General features: G+C 37.2%; 12 protein-coding genes. 9 read left to right on the plus strand and 3 right to left on the minus strand.

What is annotated here, in order from left to right; translation table 11 throughout:
* Positions 1-425: 425 nt before the first annotated feature.
* Positions 426-914, plus strand: coding sequence for a metallophosphoesterase family protein (locus KG732_RS01460; RefSeq protein WP_213520517.1), 489 nt, complete (start codon positions 426-428; stop codon positions 912-914).
* 159 nt (positions 915-1,073) lie between these two features.
* Here KG732_RS01460 and KG732_RS01465 read toward each other — a convergent pair whose 3' ends face one another.
* Positions 1,074-1,484, minus strand: coding sequence for a DUF4293 domain-containing protein (locus KG732_RS01465; protein ID WP_213520520.1), 411 nt, complete (start codon positions 1,482-1,484; stop codon positions 1,074-1,076).
* Between the two features lie 382 nt (positions 1,485-1,866).
* Here KG732_RS01465 and rho point away from each other — a divergent pair, with 382 nt between their 5' ends.
* The 3 genes from rho (at position 1,867) to KG732_RS01480 (ending at position 7,727) form a co-directional block, all read left to right on the plus strand.
* Entirely contained in the window at positions 1,867-3,612 is a 1,746-nt protein-coding gene (gene rho / locus KG732_RS01470; RefSeq protein ID WP_213520522.1) for a transcription termination factor Rho, read from the plus strand.
* A gap of 231 nt (positions 3,613-3,843) precedes the next feature.
* Positions 3,844-4,434 (plus strand): hypothetical protein, encoded by a 591-nt coding sequence (locus KG732_RS01475; RefSeq protein WP_213520524.1) that lies wholly within the window; start codon positions 3,844-3,846, stop codon positions 4,432-4,434.
* 455 nt (positions 4,435-4,889) lie between these two features.
* Positions 4,890-7,727: a pitrilysin family protein gene (locus KG732_RS01480; protein WP_213520526.1), complete on the plus strand. Its 2,838-nt coding sequence runs from the start codon at positions 4,890-4,892 to the stop codon at positions 7,725-7,727.
* 71 nt (positions 7,728-7,798) lie between these two features.
* Here KG732_RS01480 and KG732_RS01485 read toward each other — a convergent pair whose 3' ends face one another.
* Together KG732_RS01485 and KG732_RS01490 are read right to left on the minus strand one after the other, a co-directional pair.
* Positions 7,799-8,317, minus strand: coding sequence for a fasciclin domain-containing protein (locus KG732_RS01485; protein ID WP_300980298.1), 519 nt, complete (start codon positions 8,315-8,317; stop codon positions 7,799-7,801).
* A gap of 476 nt (positions 8,318-8,793) precedes the next feature.
* Positions 8,794-9,621 carry a hypothetical protein gene (locus KG732_RS01490; protein ID WP_367271465.1) on the minus strand — a complete coding sequence of 276 codons (828 nt, stop codon included), beginning with the start codon at positions 9,619-9,621 and terminating at the stop codon, positions 8,794-8,796.
* A gap of 132 nt (positions 9,622-9,753) precedes the next feature.
* Here KG732_RS01490 and acs point away from each other — a divergent pair, with 132 nt between their 5' ends.
* The 5 genes from acs (at position 9,754) to KG732_RS01515 (ending at position 16,349) form a co-directional block, all read left to right on the plus strand.
* Positions 9,754-11,661 (plus strand): acetate--CoA ligase, encoded by a 1,908-nt coding sequence (gene acs / locus KG732_RS01495; RefSeq protein ID WP_213520528.1) that lies wholly within the window; start codon positions 9,754-9,756, stop codon positions 11,659-11,661.
* A 182-nt stretch (positions 11,662-11,843) separates the two neighbouring features.
* Complete coding sequence (locus tag KG732_RS01500) at positions 11,844-13,439, plus strand: T9SS type A sorting domain-containing protein (protein WP_213520530.1); 1,596 nt, start codon at positions 11,844-11,846, stop codon at positions 13,437-13,439.
* A 256-nt stretch (positions 13,440-13,695) separates the two neighbouring features.
* Positions 13,696-14,586 (plus strand): GTPase Era, encoded by an 891-nt coding sequence (gene era, locus KG732_RS01505; RefSeq protein ID WP_213520532.1) that lies wholly within the window; start codon positions 13,696-13,698, stop codon positions 14,584-14,586.
* Between the two features lie 430 nt (positions 14,587-15,016).
* Entirely contained in the window at positions 15,017-15,580 is a 564-nt protein-coding gene (locus tag KG732_RS01510; RefSeq protein WP_367271466.1) for an RNA polymerase sigma factor, read from the plus strand.
* Positions 15,570-16,349 carry a hypothetical protein gene (locus KG732_RS01515; protein ID WP_213520536.1) on the plus strand — a complete coding sequence of 260 codons (780 nt, stop codon included), beginning with the start codon at positions 15,570-15,572 and terminating at the stop codon, positions 16,347-16,349. The genes KG732_RS01510 and KG732_RS01515 overlap by 11 nt, the downstream gene beginning before the upstream one ends.
* Positions 16,350-16,403: the final 54 nt, after the last annotated feature.

Here is a 16,403-nt window from a genome sequence, read left to right on the forward strand (position 1 = left end):
GCGCTGAAAGAATATAGAATCAAGATTAATTTATGATGGAGATTTTAATGAATGACAGGCTTGTTTTATCATTGCGCATTCCATAATGCGGCAACAGGCATTTGTGCATTCACAGATGCAGACTGAAGTCCGCATCTGTGAATCGAGCTCCATAGTAGGTCGTAACGAGAAGTTTCAACGGCAACGCGAAAAGTTTGTTGTCATTTTCACTCACAATAAATGCGCACCGAAGTCCGCACCTTTGAACTGAGCACCCATGGTCGGTCCTCGGTCTTCACGAGAGGAACTCGAGTTAACTATAATCGCTATTTACTCCAAAACTCAAAGACTCAAAGACTCAAAGACTCACAGCTCAAAGACTCACCAACTCAAAAACTAACTAACTCACAGCTCACAAACTCAAAGACTATATTTACCTTTGTACCATGAAAATCTTACTCCTCTCTGACACCCACAGTCACCTAGATGATTTTATAACCAAGTACGTCAAGCAAGCCGATGAAGTATGGCATGCTGGCGATATAGGTGATTTAAAAGTTACCGATCAAATAGCAGCGCTAAAACCTTTACGAGCCGTTTACGGCAATATAGATGATGATCAAGCACGACTGCAATTCCCTTTAAACAATAGATTTAATTGTGAAGGAATGGATGTATGGATCACTCATATAGGCGGCTATCCAGGCAGGTACCATCAGCGCGTGCGAGATGAAATTTATAGCAACCCGCCTGATCTATTTATTTGTGGCCACTCTCATATTTTGAAAGTGATCAATGACAAAAAGATCAATTGCCTGCACATGAATCCGGGGGCGATAGGCATGCACGGTTTTCATAAAAAACGCACGATGTTGCGGTTTGAAATCAATGATGCAAAAATTAGTAATCTAGAAGTAATAGAGAAGGATCGATAGGTATTCTATTACTTGGTAAAAATTTCTACCACTATCTTTTTGGGTAAAAAATAAAATTCTCGCTTTCGCTAAAGCGAAACACAAAACCTAATAACAAACAAAAACCTGCAAGGTGGCGCCTCGCAGGTTTTTTCACTAATATTACTAAGATTATTCTGTTTATCGCAATCGATCAGCAGATTTTACGAGTTGTTCATCCTTTCTTATTGCCTTGTTAGCCAAGACGATTAAAACGATAGATAGGATAGGAATGAACATCCCAATGCCTTTCTCTGAAACCGCCGTTTCTCCAGACATCATTAGCGATTGATATACGTAAACTCCTAGTATAAAAAGATTCAATAACAAATTTAAACGGTTTACAACGGTCTGTAATTGTCTGTTTCCAAAAAGAAACACTGCTATTACAGACATTAAAGCGCTTCCCATAAATATACCAAAATACAGGTTTTCATCCATACCTACAAACTCATTTCCTTCTCCATTTAAGTAATACTCTATGACCCAAATGAGTCCGCCAGAAACCAGAGCGGCAAGAAGTAAATAAACAGTTTGTATGCGTTGTATCATGAGTGCTATGTTCAAAAGCAAAGCAAAAATAGAACTTAAAACTAAATAAATTTCCAAATATCAGATCAAATTAACGGGAAATTTCTTTTGAATAAAAGACACAACAACACCCAATTAGGACCGACTTAATTGACTACACCAATATAAAGACTGCGACCTTCTCTTTGTAAGAAAAAAAAGCCCTCCCTTTTTTCCTTCATTTATTTTTAAAATGATTTACTATAACACGTTAAAAAAACAACAGATATTAATTTTTTAATGTATCATTGCAATGCAGATAAGCTAACTTACTCTTTATAGGTTGTCTAGCAGTTTAAAATTTTTCTGATAAATTTTAAACTTGAATTCCCCCTGATAATCATTTTACATTTCAAAATTATACATGTTTCAAATAGCTGATTTAAAATCTAAAAAACTTCCTGAATTACAGGATATCGCAAACGGACTTAATGTTCCTAAATTCAAACAACTACGAAAACTAGATCTAGTTTACAAAATTCTTGACTTACAAGCTTCTAACCCAGAAGTAGTTAAAAACTTAGATCCAGAAGTCATTGCTTCAGCGGCAGTTTTTCCTGCTGCTATAGACAACAAAACAACCACTCCTTCTGATAGCAATGTTCCTAATAAATTGCAGCAGCAAAGAGGTCCAAAACCTCGTGCCGATAAAAACTCGAAAGAGGAAACGACCGCTACAGAATTGACGGATAAAGATAAAAAACAAAGAAAACCACAAGAACTTAGACCGAGGAAAGAAACAAACAAGCCCAACCCACGTCGACTTCGTAACGAGAAAAACGATACTCCTGACATTAGGAGTGATAAAAATGAATCAACGGACATAAAAAATGATACCCGTAAGGATCATCGCATGGATAGCAGCGATAAAAATGAGAACCGTAACATCAACCGTCAAAAAAACCCAAGAAGTACCAACAATATCAACACCCAGGCCAGCGTACCTAAAGGAAATAAGGATACTCGCAACCGTTACCGTGATCCAGACTTTGAATTTGATGGTATTATAGAAAGTGAAGGTGTGCTAGACATGATGCCAGATGGTTATGGTTTTCTGCGCAGTAGTGACTATAATTACCTCGCTAGTCCTGATGACATCTATGTATCCCAATCGCAAATCAGACTTTTTGGTTTAAAAACTGGAGATACCGTTTTAGGAATGGTACGCCCTCCTAAAGAAGGAGAGAAATATTTTCCTTTGATCAAAATTTCTCAAATCAATGGACTTGATCCTAAAGTAGTACGAGACCGCGTGTCTTTTGAACACTTAACTCCTCTTTTCCCAAATGAGAAGTTTAACCTTGCCGACAGACGCGCTAGTATTTCCACTCGTGTGATGGACCTTTTTGCTCCCATTGGTAAGGGACAGCGTGGTATGATTGTAGCACAACCTAAAACGGGTAAAACGATGTTGCTTAAGGATATTGCAAATGCTATTGCTGCAAATAATCCTGAAGTATACCAATTGATCCTTCTGATCGATGAGCGCCCTGAAGAAGTAACTGACATGCAACGAAATGTAGATGGGGAAGTAATTGCTTCTACATTTGATAAAGAAGCACACGACCACGTTAAAGTGGCTAATATTGTTCTTGAAAAAGCAAAACGTATGGTAGAATGCGGTCACGATGTAGTGATTTTATTAGATTCAATAACAAGACTTGCACGTGCCTATAATACTGTACAACCAGCAAGTGGTAAAGTGCTTTCTGGAGGGGTAGATGCAAATGCACTACACAAACCTAAACGTTTCTTTGGAGCAGCACGTAATATTGAAGGTGGTGGATCATTATCTATCATTGCTACAGCACTGACAGAAACAGGATCTAAAATGGACGAAGTTATCTTTGAAGAATTCAAAGGAACTGGTAACATGGAATTGCAACTGGATAGAAATATTTCCAACCGCCGCGTGTTTCCTGCCATTGACCTTACCTCATCTTCCACACGTCGCGATGACTTGTTGCTCGATGAACAGACCATGAAGCACATGTGGATTTTACGCAAGTATCTCGCAGATATGAATCCAGTAGAGGCTATGGAATTCATCTCTCAAAAAATGAAGAAAACACGCAATAACGAGGAGTTCCTTGCTACAATGAGCGAATAAATGCCTTGCTATAAAAATGTTAATGCCCTACTTCTTAAGTGGGGCATTTTTTTTGTTCTCGCTTTCGCGAAAGCAGAATTGCAATTTGCCACACAAAACAGTAACTTTACTTTCTTTTTATTTAAAACTCACCTAACCTCTTGAAGGATCACAGAAATATTTGAATGACTAAATAGTAAAAACCACACAAGAAGAAATGTTTTACAACGTTACTTTAATATAACTTTTCAAATGAAGACTCTTTTTTTATCACTGTCATTAGTTTTTTGCTTTCTCTCACAGGCTCAAAAACCAGAAACCACACCTAATAACATAGATGCACAGTTTCAACGCCTCATTGAAAAATCTAGTACTTACAAAGAATATAAGGTAATAAAGCAAGCGTCAATCAATGAATTGCGCAACAATACCAACGAGCTTATTAAAAATTTAAATGAAAATATCTCTTCATTAGAAACAGCTATAACCGCAAAAGACAATACAATTAGATCTCTAGAAGAAAAACTAACACAAACAAATGATGAGCTCTCCAATGTAAAAACAAAAAAAAATACGATGAACTTTCTGGGAATCCAAACCAATAAATGGGTTTACAATACCATCATTTGGTCTATGTTGCTGTTTATAGGATTCTTATTTGTTGCCATGAGCTTGAAATTTAAACGCAGTAATGCTATCACAAAGACAGCCAAAAAAGAACTGGAAATTGTAGAGAAAGAACTGGAGGACTTACGTCACAAATCTATAGAAAAGGTACAAAAACTAGGAAGAGAACTTCAAGATGAACGCAATAAACTCTCTAAACTGAAAGGTGAAAAATAATCGCCTTGACAAAAAGATAGGTTTTGAGACTTTTATTTTTAGGCCTATTAAGGATAAAGCTTCTTTGGGTTAAAATTCTAGCAGCTAGGCGCTTTTGATAAATTTGATGGGCTAAAACCCCAACACCTTATTAGACTCAACAAAATAAGGTTGCGGCTGCCCTTACACCAAACGTCCCCTAGCTATAAAATGGCTGAACATTAAGATGCAAAACCTTATTAATTAAAATGGGCTGACTGAAAAACAAGAGAGAGAGAGAGAGAGAGAGAGAGAGAGAGAGAGAGAGAGAGAGAGAGAGAGACAACACAGATCCATCCATTTTAGAGCTTACTTAAGTTTCTTAAAAAAATGCAGCGTGTATTTTTTATATCCAGATTTGTGGTTTTAACAGATTTTAACATTTACAGATTTGCTACAATAAGTACCTTGGTAATTATAAATAAAAACATGTACTTATGAAAGTAGCAAAGCTTCTAGCTTCGGCGATAGTAATAACGGCTTTTATCTCTTGCAACAATAATTCACGAGAAACTCCACTAAATAAAAATGGAGGTGCCACTGAAATATCAATTCCCTTTGAAAAGCACACCTTAGATAATGGTTTGACCATTCTTTTTCATGAAGACAAATCAGATCCTGTTGTAGCTGTTGCATTAACTGCTCATGTTGGAAGTTCGAGGGAAAAAAAAGGCAAAACTGGTTTTGCACATCTTTTTGAACATCTGTTATTCTTAGAATCAGAAAATTTAGGGAAAGGTGGACTAGATGCAATGAGCGCCCGAATAGGTGGAGCTGGTGCAAATGGATCTACCAGCCGCGATGTAACTAACTATTACCAAACCGTTCCCAAAGATGCTTTAGAAAAAATGATTTGGGCAGAGGCCGATAAACTAGGCTACTTTATAAATACCGTTACTGAACCGGTGCTTGCAAAAGAAAAACAAGTCGTAAAAAACGAAAAAAGACAAAGCGTAGACAACAACGCATACGGTCATGAATCTTACGTAGTTGGTAAAAACCTATACCCAGAAGGACATCCCTATAATTGGCAAGTAATAGGTTCTTTAGAAGATTTACAAAATGCGTCTCTACAAGATGTGAAAGATTTTTATAATGATTGGTACACCCCTAACAATGCTGTTCTTACCATCGCAGGAGATTTTGATAAAGACCAAGCTTTAAAATGGGTAGAAAAGTATTTTGGTGAGATTAAAAGAGGTAAAGAAGTAGAAAAAACTAAAGTTGCCCCGGTACAACTCCTTAGTAACAAGAATCTTTACTACGAAGATAATTTTGCGCAAACCCCTCGTATAGGAATGACCTGGCCTACGGTACCTAATTACCACAAAGATTCTTATGCACTTAAAGTGTTAGGGACTTATTTATCAAACGGTAAAAAAGCACCTTTGAATGAAGTAGTTGTTGAAGGAGACCAAGTGGCAGACCAAGCTTATGCCTATAATTATACTTCAGAGCTTGCTGGTCAATTTAGTCTTGTTGCAAGAGCATATGACGGCGTTGACCTCGACAGTGTTTTGACCAGTATTACAAAAGCTATGGCCCTATTTGAAAAAAATGGCATCTCACAAAATGATTTAGATCGTATTAAAACTGGGGAAGAAACTGATTTTTATCAAGGCCTCTCCAGTGTGTTAGGGAAAGGCTTTCAATTGACTCAATACCAAATTCTCGCTGGTGACGCGGGTTTTTTAACTGAAGACGTGAAAAACATGCAGGCAGTTACTGTAGAAGATGTACAACATGTCTATGAAAAATACATCAAAGGACAGCACTATGTGATGACTAGCTTTGTACCTAAAGGCAGTACTGCTCTCGCTGTAACAGATGCTCAAATGGCTCAAGTAATAGAAGAACAAATCGTAGAAGGGGCAGAAGAATCTTTTGACGCAAGCATCGCAGCAGAATATGAACCTACACCGTCCAGTTTTGACAGAACAATAGAACCAGCATACGGATCTACACCTACTCTAGCCATTCCTAAAGTATATCGAGAAAAGTTAAGCTCTGGTATTACCGTATTGGGAATAGAAGACAATGAAGTGCCTTTAGTACAATTAAAATTGGAAATCAAAGGTGGTATGCTCTTAGAAAACATAGACAAAATAGGTGTGTCTGGAATGCTAGCTGATTTAATGAATAAGGGAACAGCAACAAAAACACCTGCTGAATTAGAAGATGCCATCGCCCAATTAGGAGCCTCTATTAATGTAAGATCAAGTAATCAAAGTATTTCTGTTAGCGCAAGTTCTTTATCTCGTAATTATGAGGAAGTGATGAAACTTGTCAATGAAGTATTGTTAGCCCCTCGTTGGGATGAAGTCGAATTTGATTTGATCAAACAACAAACTTTGAGTCAGATCCAACAACAAAAGGCAAGTCCCAGAGCCATTGCTGCCAATCAATTTAACAAACTTGTTTATGGGAACGACCACATCTTGGCACAAAATAATCTTGGAACCGCAGAAAGCGTTAAAAAGATTACTATAGAAGACCTCAAATTCTATTATAACAATTATATCTCGCCACAGCTAACAAGTTTTAAAGTAGTGGGAGACATCACAAAAGAGGACGTGACTTTATCTCTTCAAACATTAAATGAGAAATGGGCTAAAAAAGAGGTTCACATTCCTGAAATAGCTCCCACACAAGCACCTGTTTCCTCTAAGGTTTATTTCTATGATGTTCCTAATGCAAAGCAGTCCATATTGAGTTTTGGACATCCGAGTATTCCATCTACTCATCCAGACTTTTATAAAGTAGAGGTGTTGAATTATCGTTTAGGCGGCGGTGGGTTTGCCTCACAATTAACACAAGAGTTGCGTGAGGGAAAAGGATATACCTATGGAATCAGATCTGGATATAGCGGCTCTCCTATTGCTGGTGTATTTAATATCAATAGCGGAGTACGCTCTAACGTAACCTATGAATCTACTGCTTTAGTAAAAGAAATCCTTTCCAATTATGGCGATAACTTTACACAAGAAGATCTAGAAATCACTAAAAGCTATATGATCAAATCTAGCGCAAGAGCCTTTGAATCTCAAGAAGCCAAATTAAGAATGCTATCTAATATAGAAGAAAATCAACTTCCAATAGATTATGCATTAAAAAGACAGGAAATCGTTAAAAACCTAAGCTTGGAAGACGTCAAAAATCTAGCACAAAAGTACATACATCCAGAACAAATGAGTTACTTGATCGTAGGAGATAAAGCAACACAATTTGATCAACTAGAAAAATTAGGTTTTGGAAAACCTATTTTACTGAATTAAAAAAAAATATGTAGCACAAAAAAATGGCTTTCCTTTAAAAGGAAAGCCATTTTAAATTTAGAATTTTCTAATTAGTTAGAAGGTAATAATACTTTATCTATTACATGTACTACTCCGTTAGACTGTTTTACATCAGCTATAGCAACTGTTGCTGTTGCCCCTGTAGCGTCTTTGATCATTACTTTTCCATCAACTACCATTGCCGTTAATGTCGCTCCATTTACTGTGGCAAAAGTAGTTTTCCCTTTTCCTTCTTCGATCATTTTTAAAAGATCTCCAGCCATTATAGTTCCAGAAACTACATGATAAGTAAGTATACCGCTTAAGGTTGCCTTATTTTCAGGTTGCAGAAGTGTTTCCACTGTTCCTTCTGGTAATGCACTAAAAGCATCATTTGTAGGTGCAAAAACCGTAAATGGTCCTTCGCTGCTCAAAGTCTCTACCAATTCAGCAGCTTTTACTGCTGCCACTAATGTTGTAAGGTCGTTACTTGTTGATACATTTTCTACAATAGTCAAATCAGGATACATCATATCCCCATTAATAACTACTGCCGTAGCATCTCTTTTCATTTTCTCCTCTTCCAACATCTTTAAAGAATCAGCCTCTTTCTCGGCCATTTCTTGTTCCATTTTCATTTTTTCAGCTTCTTTTTCAGCAGCTTGATCTTTACACGACACCAATAATAAAGATACGGTCATCGCAACTATTCCGATTGATTTGATTAATTTCATAATGTTTATATTTTTTAATGACCTCTAAATTAACAAAATAGAAATGATTTACCTGCCAAAGTAAGGTTACTTTATCACTTGGTTACAACAAAATTAACAGTACATAACGCATTCCTTTCAAAAACGATTGAATAGTTGAGCGAAAAAATCGATGTGATGATTACAGCTGTCTTATTGATCAAGTACTCTAATTTAAAAATACTTTACAACACCTTAATTTCCTGTTTAAATTAATCCCCCTTTTTAGATGTGCCAAACCACTGCTTGTAAAAGCCTAAAATCATAAGTCTTTCTTATAGGTCCGCTTTCGCGAAAGCGAAACACCTATCCAATTAAAAAATCTTAAAACGAACTCCAAATACCATATTTACCTGATAAAACCAGAAACGCTGACTGGCAGAATCGGCTTCATCCATAGTAGTCCTGATGCTTGGCATATTGATATAACCGCCTTTTAACTCACTTTGTACAAAGAAATATTTGAGAAAGCTGACTTGTATCCCACCTACAGCATTGATTCCGTAACCAGAAATATGAAAATTATCGTAGCGTTGTTGATCGAGTAATCGGGTGTTCGTTTTAGGAAATAAAAACCCAGATTCCATACCAAATAAGGTATTCAACTCCAAGCTTTTGTATTGGAACAAATCGTCGTGACGCCTTAAACCTACATTGATATAATTGAGTCCGTCAGTATGTTCAAAACTGAGAAAACTAGGTGTTAATACAATAGAATCATTATTGTAAACACCATTATATAAAGAATTCGTGTCGTTAATCTCCCCATTAATGGTGACCGTTTGATTTTCTGCTACCACATATTTCATGTGGTCCACCCCTAAAGACAAGCTGTAATTTTCTTTAAAATAATAACCCATCCTAAAATTATATTGAGGGATGGTCATGGAAGCAGGATTGAGATATTTCCTAGGATTGAAATCACTTTGACGGTCGTAGGCGGTCACATGGTCCAAAGTAAAGTTATAGCCCTCTCCTTTAAACGTAATGTCACTGCTGCTATAATCCGAAAGGTTCCAACCCCAGTACACGTAAAAATCACCTTTCTTAACGGTGCCTATGGAAGAATGTGCGCTGTCCTGAGCATTAACACTAAAAATAACAGAAAATAAAAAAAATAGAGGAATAATTTTATGCAACACTTTTATTTAGGGTAGGCGAAAGTAGTATTAATTACCTGCCATACCTCAAAAAAAAAATATAATACTGAGATAACTGAGTAATTTGAGTGAGGTGTCAATTTATATTTTAAATTTATTGTTCAATTGATACTCATGAGTAATTACCATATCAAACATCTTGAAGAGTACTGGCAGGTTTATAGAAAATCCGTACGACATCCAGAACATTTTTGGGAAGAAGTAGCAGAGGAGCATTTTTTATGGCGCAAACGCTGGGACAAGGTTCTAGAATGGGACTTTAACACACCTCTGGTAACATGGTTTCAAGGAGCACAACTCAACATCACTGAAAACTGTTTGGACCGACACCTGACGACTCGTGGTGATAAAACCGCATTGCTTTTTGAACCTAATGACCCTAAAGAAGCTGCCCAACACATTACGTATAAAGAATTGCACAAACAGGTATGCCAATTTGCTAACCTTCTTAAATCACAAGGCATTAAAAAAGGAGATAGAGTCTGCATTTACTTACCCATGATTCCAGAATTACCAGTCGCCATGCTTGCTTGTGCACGAATAGGCGCGGTGCATTCTGTAGTTTTTGCTGGTTTTAGTGCTACTGCTCTTGCTACTCGTATCAACGATTGTAACTGTAAAATGGTTATTTGCAGCGATGGTAGCTATCGAGGTGCCAAAACTCTAGATCTAAAATCTATTGTAGATGAAGCCTTAGAGAACTGTGAAGTAGCGACTGTTCTAGTCGTAAAAAGAACTGGAAATAAGGTGCAAATGAAACGTGGTCGCGACCATTGGACAGCGCCATTATTAGAAAACATCAGTGAGAAATGCCCTGTAGAAATTATGGAAGCTGAAGACCCTTTGTTTATACTCTATACTTCTGGATCTACTGGAAAACCTAAAGGCATGCTGCACACCACTGCAGGTTATATGGTGTATACCGCTTACACCTTTAAGAATGTGTTTCAATATCGAGAAAATGATATCTATTGGTGTACGGCAGATATAGGCTGGATTACCGGTCACAGCTATATTGTTTATGGCCCTCTTTGTAATGGTGCTACATCAGTTATGTTTGAAGGAGTGCCTTCCTATCCAGACTTTGGAAGATTCTGGGATATTGTTGATAAACACCGAGTCAACCAATTTTATACCGCACCTACTGCCATTAGAGCGCTGGCTAAAGAAAGCATATCTCATGTCAACTCTCGTGACTTGAGCTCTTTAAAAGTTCTAGGCACGGTGGGTGAACCTATCAATGAAGAAGCCTGGCACTGGTATAATGAAAATGTAGGTAAAAAGAAAAGCCCCATTGCAGACACTTGGTTCCAAACAGAAACTGGTGGTATTATGATCAGTCCTATTCCCTATTCTACTCCTACCATACCTACATTTGCGACCCTACCTCTTCCTGGAGTACAACTCGCATTGATGGATGATAATGGAAAAGAACTTCAAGGCAACCAAGTAGAAGGTAAATTGTGTATCAAATTCCCATGGCCATCCATGGCGCGTACCATTTATGGGGATCACAATCGTTATAGAAAAACCTACTTTAGTGCCTATGACAATATGTACTTTACTGGTGACGGAGCATTGCGCGATGCCGTAGGCTATTATAGAATTACAGGTCGTGTAGACGATGTCATTATTGTAAGTGGTCACAACTTAGGAACAGCGCCTATTGAAGATGCTATTAATGAACATCCTGCTGTGGCAGAAAGTGCTATTGTAGGCTACCCTCACGATATCAAAGGAAATGCGCTTTACGGTTATGTCACCTTAAAAGAAACAGGAGAAGACAGAAATCAAGACAACCTGCGCAAAGAAATCAACGATTTAATCACTTCAAGAATAGGACCCATTGCAAAGCTGGACCTTATTCAATTTACCGATGGACTTCCTAAGACACGCAGTGGCAAAATCATGAGACGTATTTTGAGAAAAATAGCACATAAAGAATCTGATCAATTAGGAGATATTTCTACCTTACTAAATCCTGAAGTAGTGGAAAGTGTCATCAAAGGTTCATTAGCCTAAAATCACAGGCTTTTTTAATGCTGCCGTAAGCCCTTTTAAAAACTATAAACCAACAATTAAGAACTTTACTGCAGCAAGTTTTGGAAACCTATAATATGCTACGAGATACCTATTTTTTTTTAAAAAACACAAGACGATAAGGGGGCTAGTTGGACTTAATCAATTAATGAAAGAATGAATGAATGAATGAATATTTTCTACCGCTTTCGCGAAAGCGAAACTTTAACCAACCGTATTTTTATAACATGAAAAAGAACCTTTTTTTAAGTGTAACCTTATCATTTGTTTGTAGTGTAGCATTACCTCAAAACATATCTATAGATCCAACCTATGGAACAAATGGTTACGCAACAGGAGCAACAAACGGCAGGTTTGTAAATGTGTCTGCCATGCTGCCTAACAACAAAATCCTCGTCGCAGGAAATGCAAATGCTTCTACGAGCTATGTTATTGAAAAGCGTATGGAGGACGGCACTAGCGACCCTACATTTGGCACTAACGGATACGCCAATCATAATATAGTGGCAAACTCTAAGGATAACGCAAATGCAATGCAAGTTTTATTAGACGGTAAAATACTCATAGCAGGAACCTCTGATAGTGATCTTAGTTCATTTGGCACTTATTGGGATGTTTTTGTATCTCGTTTGTTAGCCGATGGAAGTTTAGATACGAGTTTTGGAACTAATGGACATGTAAAAACGAATCTAGGGACAGATGATGATGAGGTTTGGGAGATAGCAACCACCAGTAATGGAGCTATTTACGTTCTTGCAGCCACACAAAGTACCGTTGTAGAAACAAAACTACTTAAGTATGATGCAAGCGGTAATCTCGATACCACCTTTGGCACAAATGGAGTGCAAGACCTGGCTCTAGGCGCAGATGCACGTATCACCGATTTAAAAATCAACAGTCTTGACGAGCTGATTATTAGTGGCACAAGGCTTAATACTTCCACCAACCAATACGAAGTTATAGTTATAAAGTTAGATGCACAAGGTGCTTATATCAACTCCTTTGGAACTTCTGGCAGCCTAATTATTAATGACCCTTTAGAAAACTATACGACCAGAGATATAATCATCACTGCAGATGGTGGTTTATTGATCATAGGCGCTGCTGGTAATAATTCTTTAAATACCCAAATGGCTTTATATAAACTTACGGCAAACGGTGCCTTAGATACCACATTTAATTCTACTGGATACGGCTATTATAACCATGGCTCGAGTAATTATGGAGTTACTTTTAGCTATAGTATAGCTCAGTTACCAGACGGTTCTTATATAGCTCAGGCAGATATCATAGGGAATAATAATTATGACTTGTTGCTCCTTAATATAGGTGAGAATGGAGTGCTCGTGAATAGCTTCGGTAACAACGGTCGTTTTATTGTGCAACGCAGTACCCATCAAGATTACAGCAGACAAGTCTTGCTGCAAGATGATGGTAAAATAGTCGTAGTCGGTCTTGATACAGACGCAACTACAAGGAGAACGATGTTTGTGCGCTTTAAAGATGCCTACACCTTATCTAATACTTATGCAAACCAACTACCTATAGCCGTATTCCCAAATCCATTTACAGATCAAATTGGGGTAACTAGTAAAACTAAGTTGTCTAAAATGACCCTTTTTAACACTCTAGGCCAACAATTAAGAACTGTGCTGAAGAAAAGTTTTATAGACACTTCAAATCTTCCGTCAGGTACTTATTTTTTAAAAATAGAAGACACGATGGGTTCTAGTTCGACCTATCAATTGATAAAAGAATAATGGTTGTATATCGCTTTCGCGAAAGCGGAATTTCAACAAACCTCACCTTAATCGCAGAACCTGTCTAATTTTCATATTCTAATGGGACGTATCCATAAAGTTTTCTAAAAAATTACACCCGACTAAAGTTACTTCATAGAAGTATATGAAAGCTGATTCTAAAAACACTTCTAGAACATACAAAACCATAGCGCCTCTTCTGTAAAAACTAAGGAAGAGAATTCCTCAATGAAAGCCTAAAGACTATCTTTGTAGCATGGAACATAAAGCAGGATTTGTAAACATTGTCGGTAACCCTAATGTAGGCAAAAGTACGCTGATGAACTCGCTGGTAGGAGAACGCCTCTCTATCATCACTTCAAAAGCACAAACCACCCGTCACCGTATTCTAGGAATTGTTAATGGGGAAGATTTTCAAGCGGTAATAAGCGATACTCCTGGTATCATAAAACCAGCATACAAGCTTCAAGAAAGTATGATGGAGTTTGTTAAAAACGCCTTTGAAGATGCAGATTGTATTCTTTATATGGTAGAGCTGGGCGAGAAAGAATTAAAAAACGAAGCCTTTGAAAAACGCTTGACCTTTGCAGAAGTTCCTGTATTTGTACTGATCAATAAAATTGACAAAGGAGATCCTGCTCAACTTGAAGAAGCGGTAGCTCACTGGAAAGAACGATTGCCTAAAGCCGAAATTTTTGCAGTAAGTGCCTTAATGAATTTTGGGGTACCCGAATTATTATCCCGTATTGTAGAGATCTTACCTGTTTCTCCAGCTTTCTATCCCAAAGACACCTTGACCGATAAGCCCGAACGTTTTTTTGTAAACGAGAGCATCAGAGAAAAAATCTTAATCCATTATAAGAAAGAGATTCCCTATTCGGTAGAAATAGACACCGAAGAATTTTTTGAGGATGAAACTATTATTAGAATACGCTCTGTGATTATGGTGGAACGCGAAACTCAAAAAGGAATCATTATAGGCCATAAAGGAGCTGCATTAAAACGCGTTGGAACCGAAGCTAGAAAAGATTTACAAAAATTCTTTGGTAAGCAGGTACACATAGAATTGTATGTAAAGGTGAATAAAAACTGGCGCAGTGATGAAAAGCAGTTAAGACGCTTCGGGTATAAAGGAGAAAACAAATAGCCCTTAATAAAAACGGAAGAACCTAGATACTAGGTCTCCAACTTACAGGAATGCTTCTTTTCATCTACTTGAGAAGAAGCATTTTTTGGTGCCTTCCGCTTTCGCGAAAGCAGAAAACCTACAACCTATTTCATATGGACCTTTCCATAGCCAACCTCAAAACCAAAACGCTATTACCATATTCCTCATCCCACATCCCTCATCCCTCATCCCTAAAGATTTAAATAACTATAGTACAACCATGTATGATAGCCTTGCATTTTAATAACCTAGCAAGCCACTTTAGGTAACCAGTCCTCAAGGAGCCAGCAGTCATTTTTATTTGATTTCTCTTTTCATTCTCATTTTACTTTTACTTTTATTTTTATTTCCAGGCAACTTTTTTAAAACATCCTCGTCTCTATAAATAGAAAGCATGTAAATTGTGAGAGTGATACACCTTTATACCAATGAAAAAAAGCTGATTCAAAACGCTGCTAAAGGCGATAGAAAGTCGCAGAAGCATCTTTTTGACAAGCATGCACCCAAAATGTTGAGCGTATGCCGTCAGTATATCTCGCCAGTAGAAATAGCAGAAGAAATCATGCTGAATGGTTTTTTTAAAATTTTTACCAAACTAGACCGCTTTTCTTATCAAGGAAGTTTTGAAGGTTGGGTACGCAGGATCATGACAAGAGAATGTATCGATCATTTGAGAAAAAAGGATGTTTTTAAGTTTAAAGATGAAATTGATGAAGAAAAAATAGGCTGTGATGAAGATGTTCAAGAAGATGAAGCTGATTTACCCCTTCATTTAATTCAAGAATGTATCGATAATTTACCCAATGGCTATAAAAGTGTTTTTGTGATGTTAACCATAGACGGCATGAAACACAGGGAAATAGCCCGATTTTTAAATATCTCTGAGAACACCAGCAAAACGCAGTATCGCAAAGCAAGATTGATGCTCCAAGAACAAGTACAACAAATTAGAAAGCAACACTATGAAGCTTAATAACATAAAAGACTCTTTTGAAAATCGCAAGATTAAGCCTAGTGCAAGCGCTTGGGATCAACTCGCTTCTCGATTAGATCAAGAAGAAAAAAAAGATAAGAAGCCAGTGATTTATTGGTTGGGCGCTATTGCTGCTGCTCTAGTTTTTGGATTCTTTTTATATCCTCTAGTTACTAACCAAATCGATGGAGCAGAAAAACAAAGCGAATTAGTGATTGAAGATAAGAAAATCACTTGGGAAAAAAGCAGCCATCAAAACAAGGAGGTGATCCCGCAGGACATCATTACAAAAGAAAATGAGATCGTGTTAGAAGAAAATGGGAACACTAAAAAAAGTATTTCATCTGAAAAGACCTCCTCTAGAAAAAAATCCAACTTTATTGATTCTAAAGAAAAATTGAGTAACAACAAAACAGGTACCAACTCAGCAAGAGCAACCGCAGATGTAGTTCTAACAGCTAAGGATAAAATAAAAAATAACTATATCCCAGAAGACAATTCCATTAATCCAGCAATTGCAAATGCAAAAACTCAAAATAAAGCTCAAACATTAACTTCCGATCAAGAAATGGAATTACTTCTAAGTAAAGCGCTTGAGAATGTTCGTTTAAAAGAGGTTGCTGGAAAAGAAATAAATACAGATCGATTACTACGAGAAACAGAATGGGATATCGAGGCAGATCGACGCAATAGAGTCAATGACATCATCTACGATCAACTCGGTAAATTGAAATCAGAGGCCTATACTCTTATAGGAGGAAACAAGTAACCCATATTACCTTATCTATTAACAACAAGCCGTTTACATCAACGGACAGCCATA

This window comes from Nonlabens sp. (assembly GCF_018401815.1).
In the GTDB taxonomy this organism is placed as follows: Bacteria; Bacteroidota; Bacteroidia; order Flavobacteriales; family Flavobacteriaceae; genus Nonlabens.

Coding starts and splice junctions, on each gene's coding strand:
- KG732_RS01460 (WP_213520517.1), top strand. CDS start 426: ATGAAAATCTTACTCCTCTCTGACACCCACAGTCACCTAGATGATTTT.
- KG732_RS01465 (WP_213520520.1), bottom strand. CDS start 1,484: ATGATACAACGCATACAAACTGTTTATTTACTTCTTGCCGCTCTGGTT.
- rho (WP_213520522.1), top strand. CDS start 1,867: ATGTTTCAAATAGCTGATTTAAAATCTAAAAAACTTCCTGAATTACAG.
- KG732_RS01475 (WP_213520524.1), top strand. CDS start 3,844: ATGAAGACTCTTTTTTTATCACTGTCATTAGTTTTTTGCTTTCTCTCA.
- KG732_RS01480 (WP_213520526.1), top strand. CDS start 4,890: ATGAAAGTAGCAAAGCTTCTAGCTTCGGCGATAGTAATAACGGCTTTT.
- KG732_RS01485 (WP_300980298.1), bottom strand. CDS start 8,317: ATGTTGGAAGAGGAGAAAATGAAAAGAGATGCTACGGCAGTAGTTATT.
- acs (WP_213520528.1), top strand. CDS start 9,754: ATGAGTAATTACCATATCAAACATCTTGAAGAGTACTGGCAGGTTTAT.
- KG732_RS01500 (WP_213520530.1), top strand. CDS start 11,844: ATGAATGAATATTTTCTACCGCTTTCGCGAAAGCGAAACTTTAACCAA.
- era (WP_213520532.1), top strand. CDS start 13,696: ATGGAACATAAAGCAGGATTTGTAAACATTGTCGGTAACCCTAATGTA.
- KG732_RS01515 (WP_213520536.1), top strand. CDS start 15,570: ATGAAGCTTAATAACATAAAAGACTCTTTTGAAAATCGCAAGATTAAG.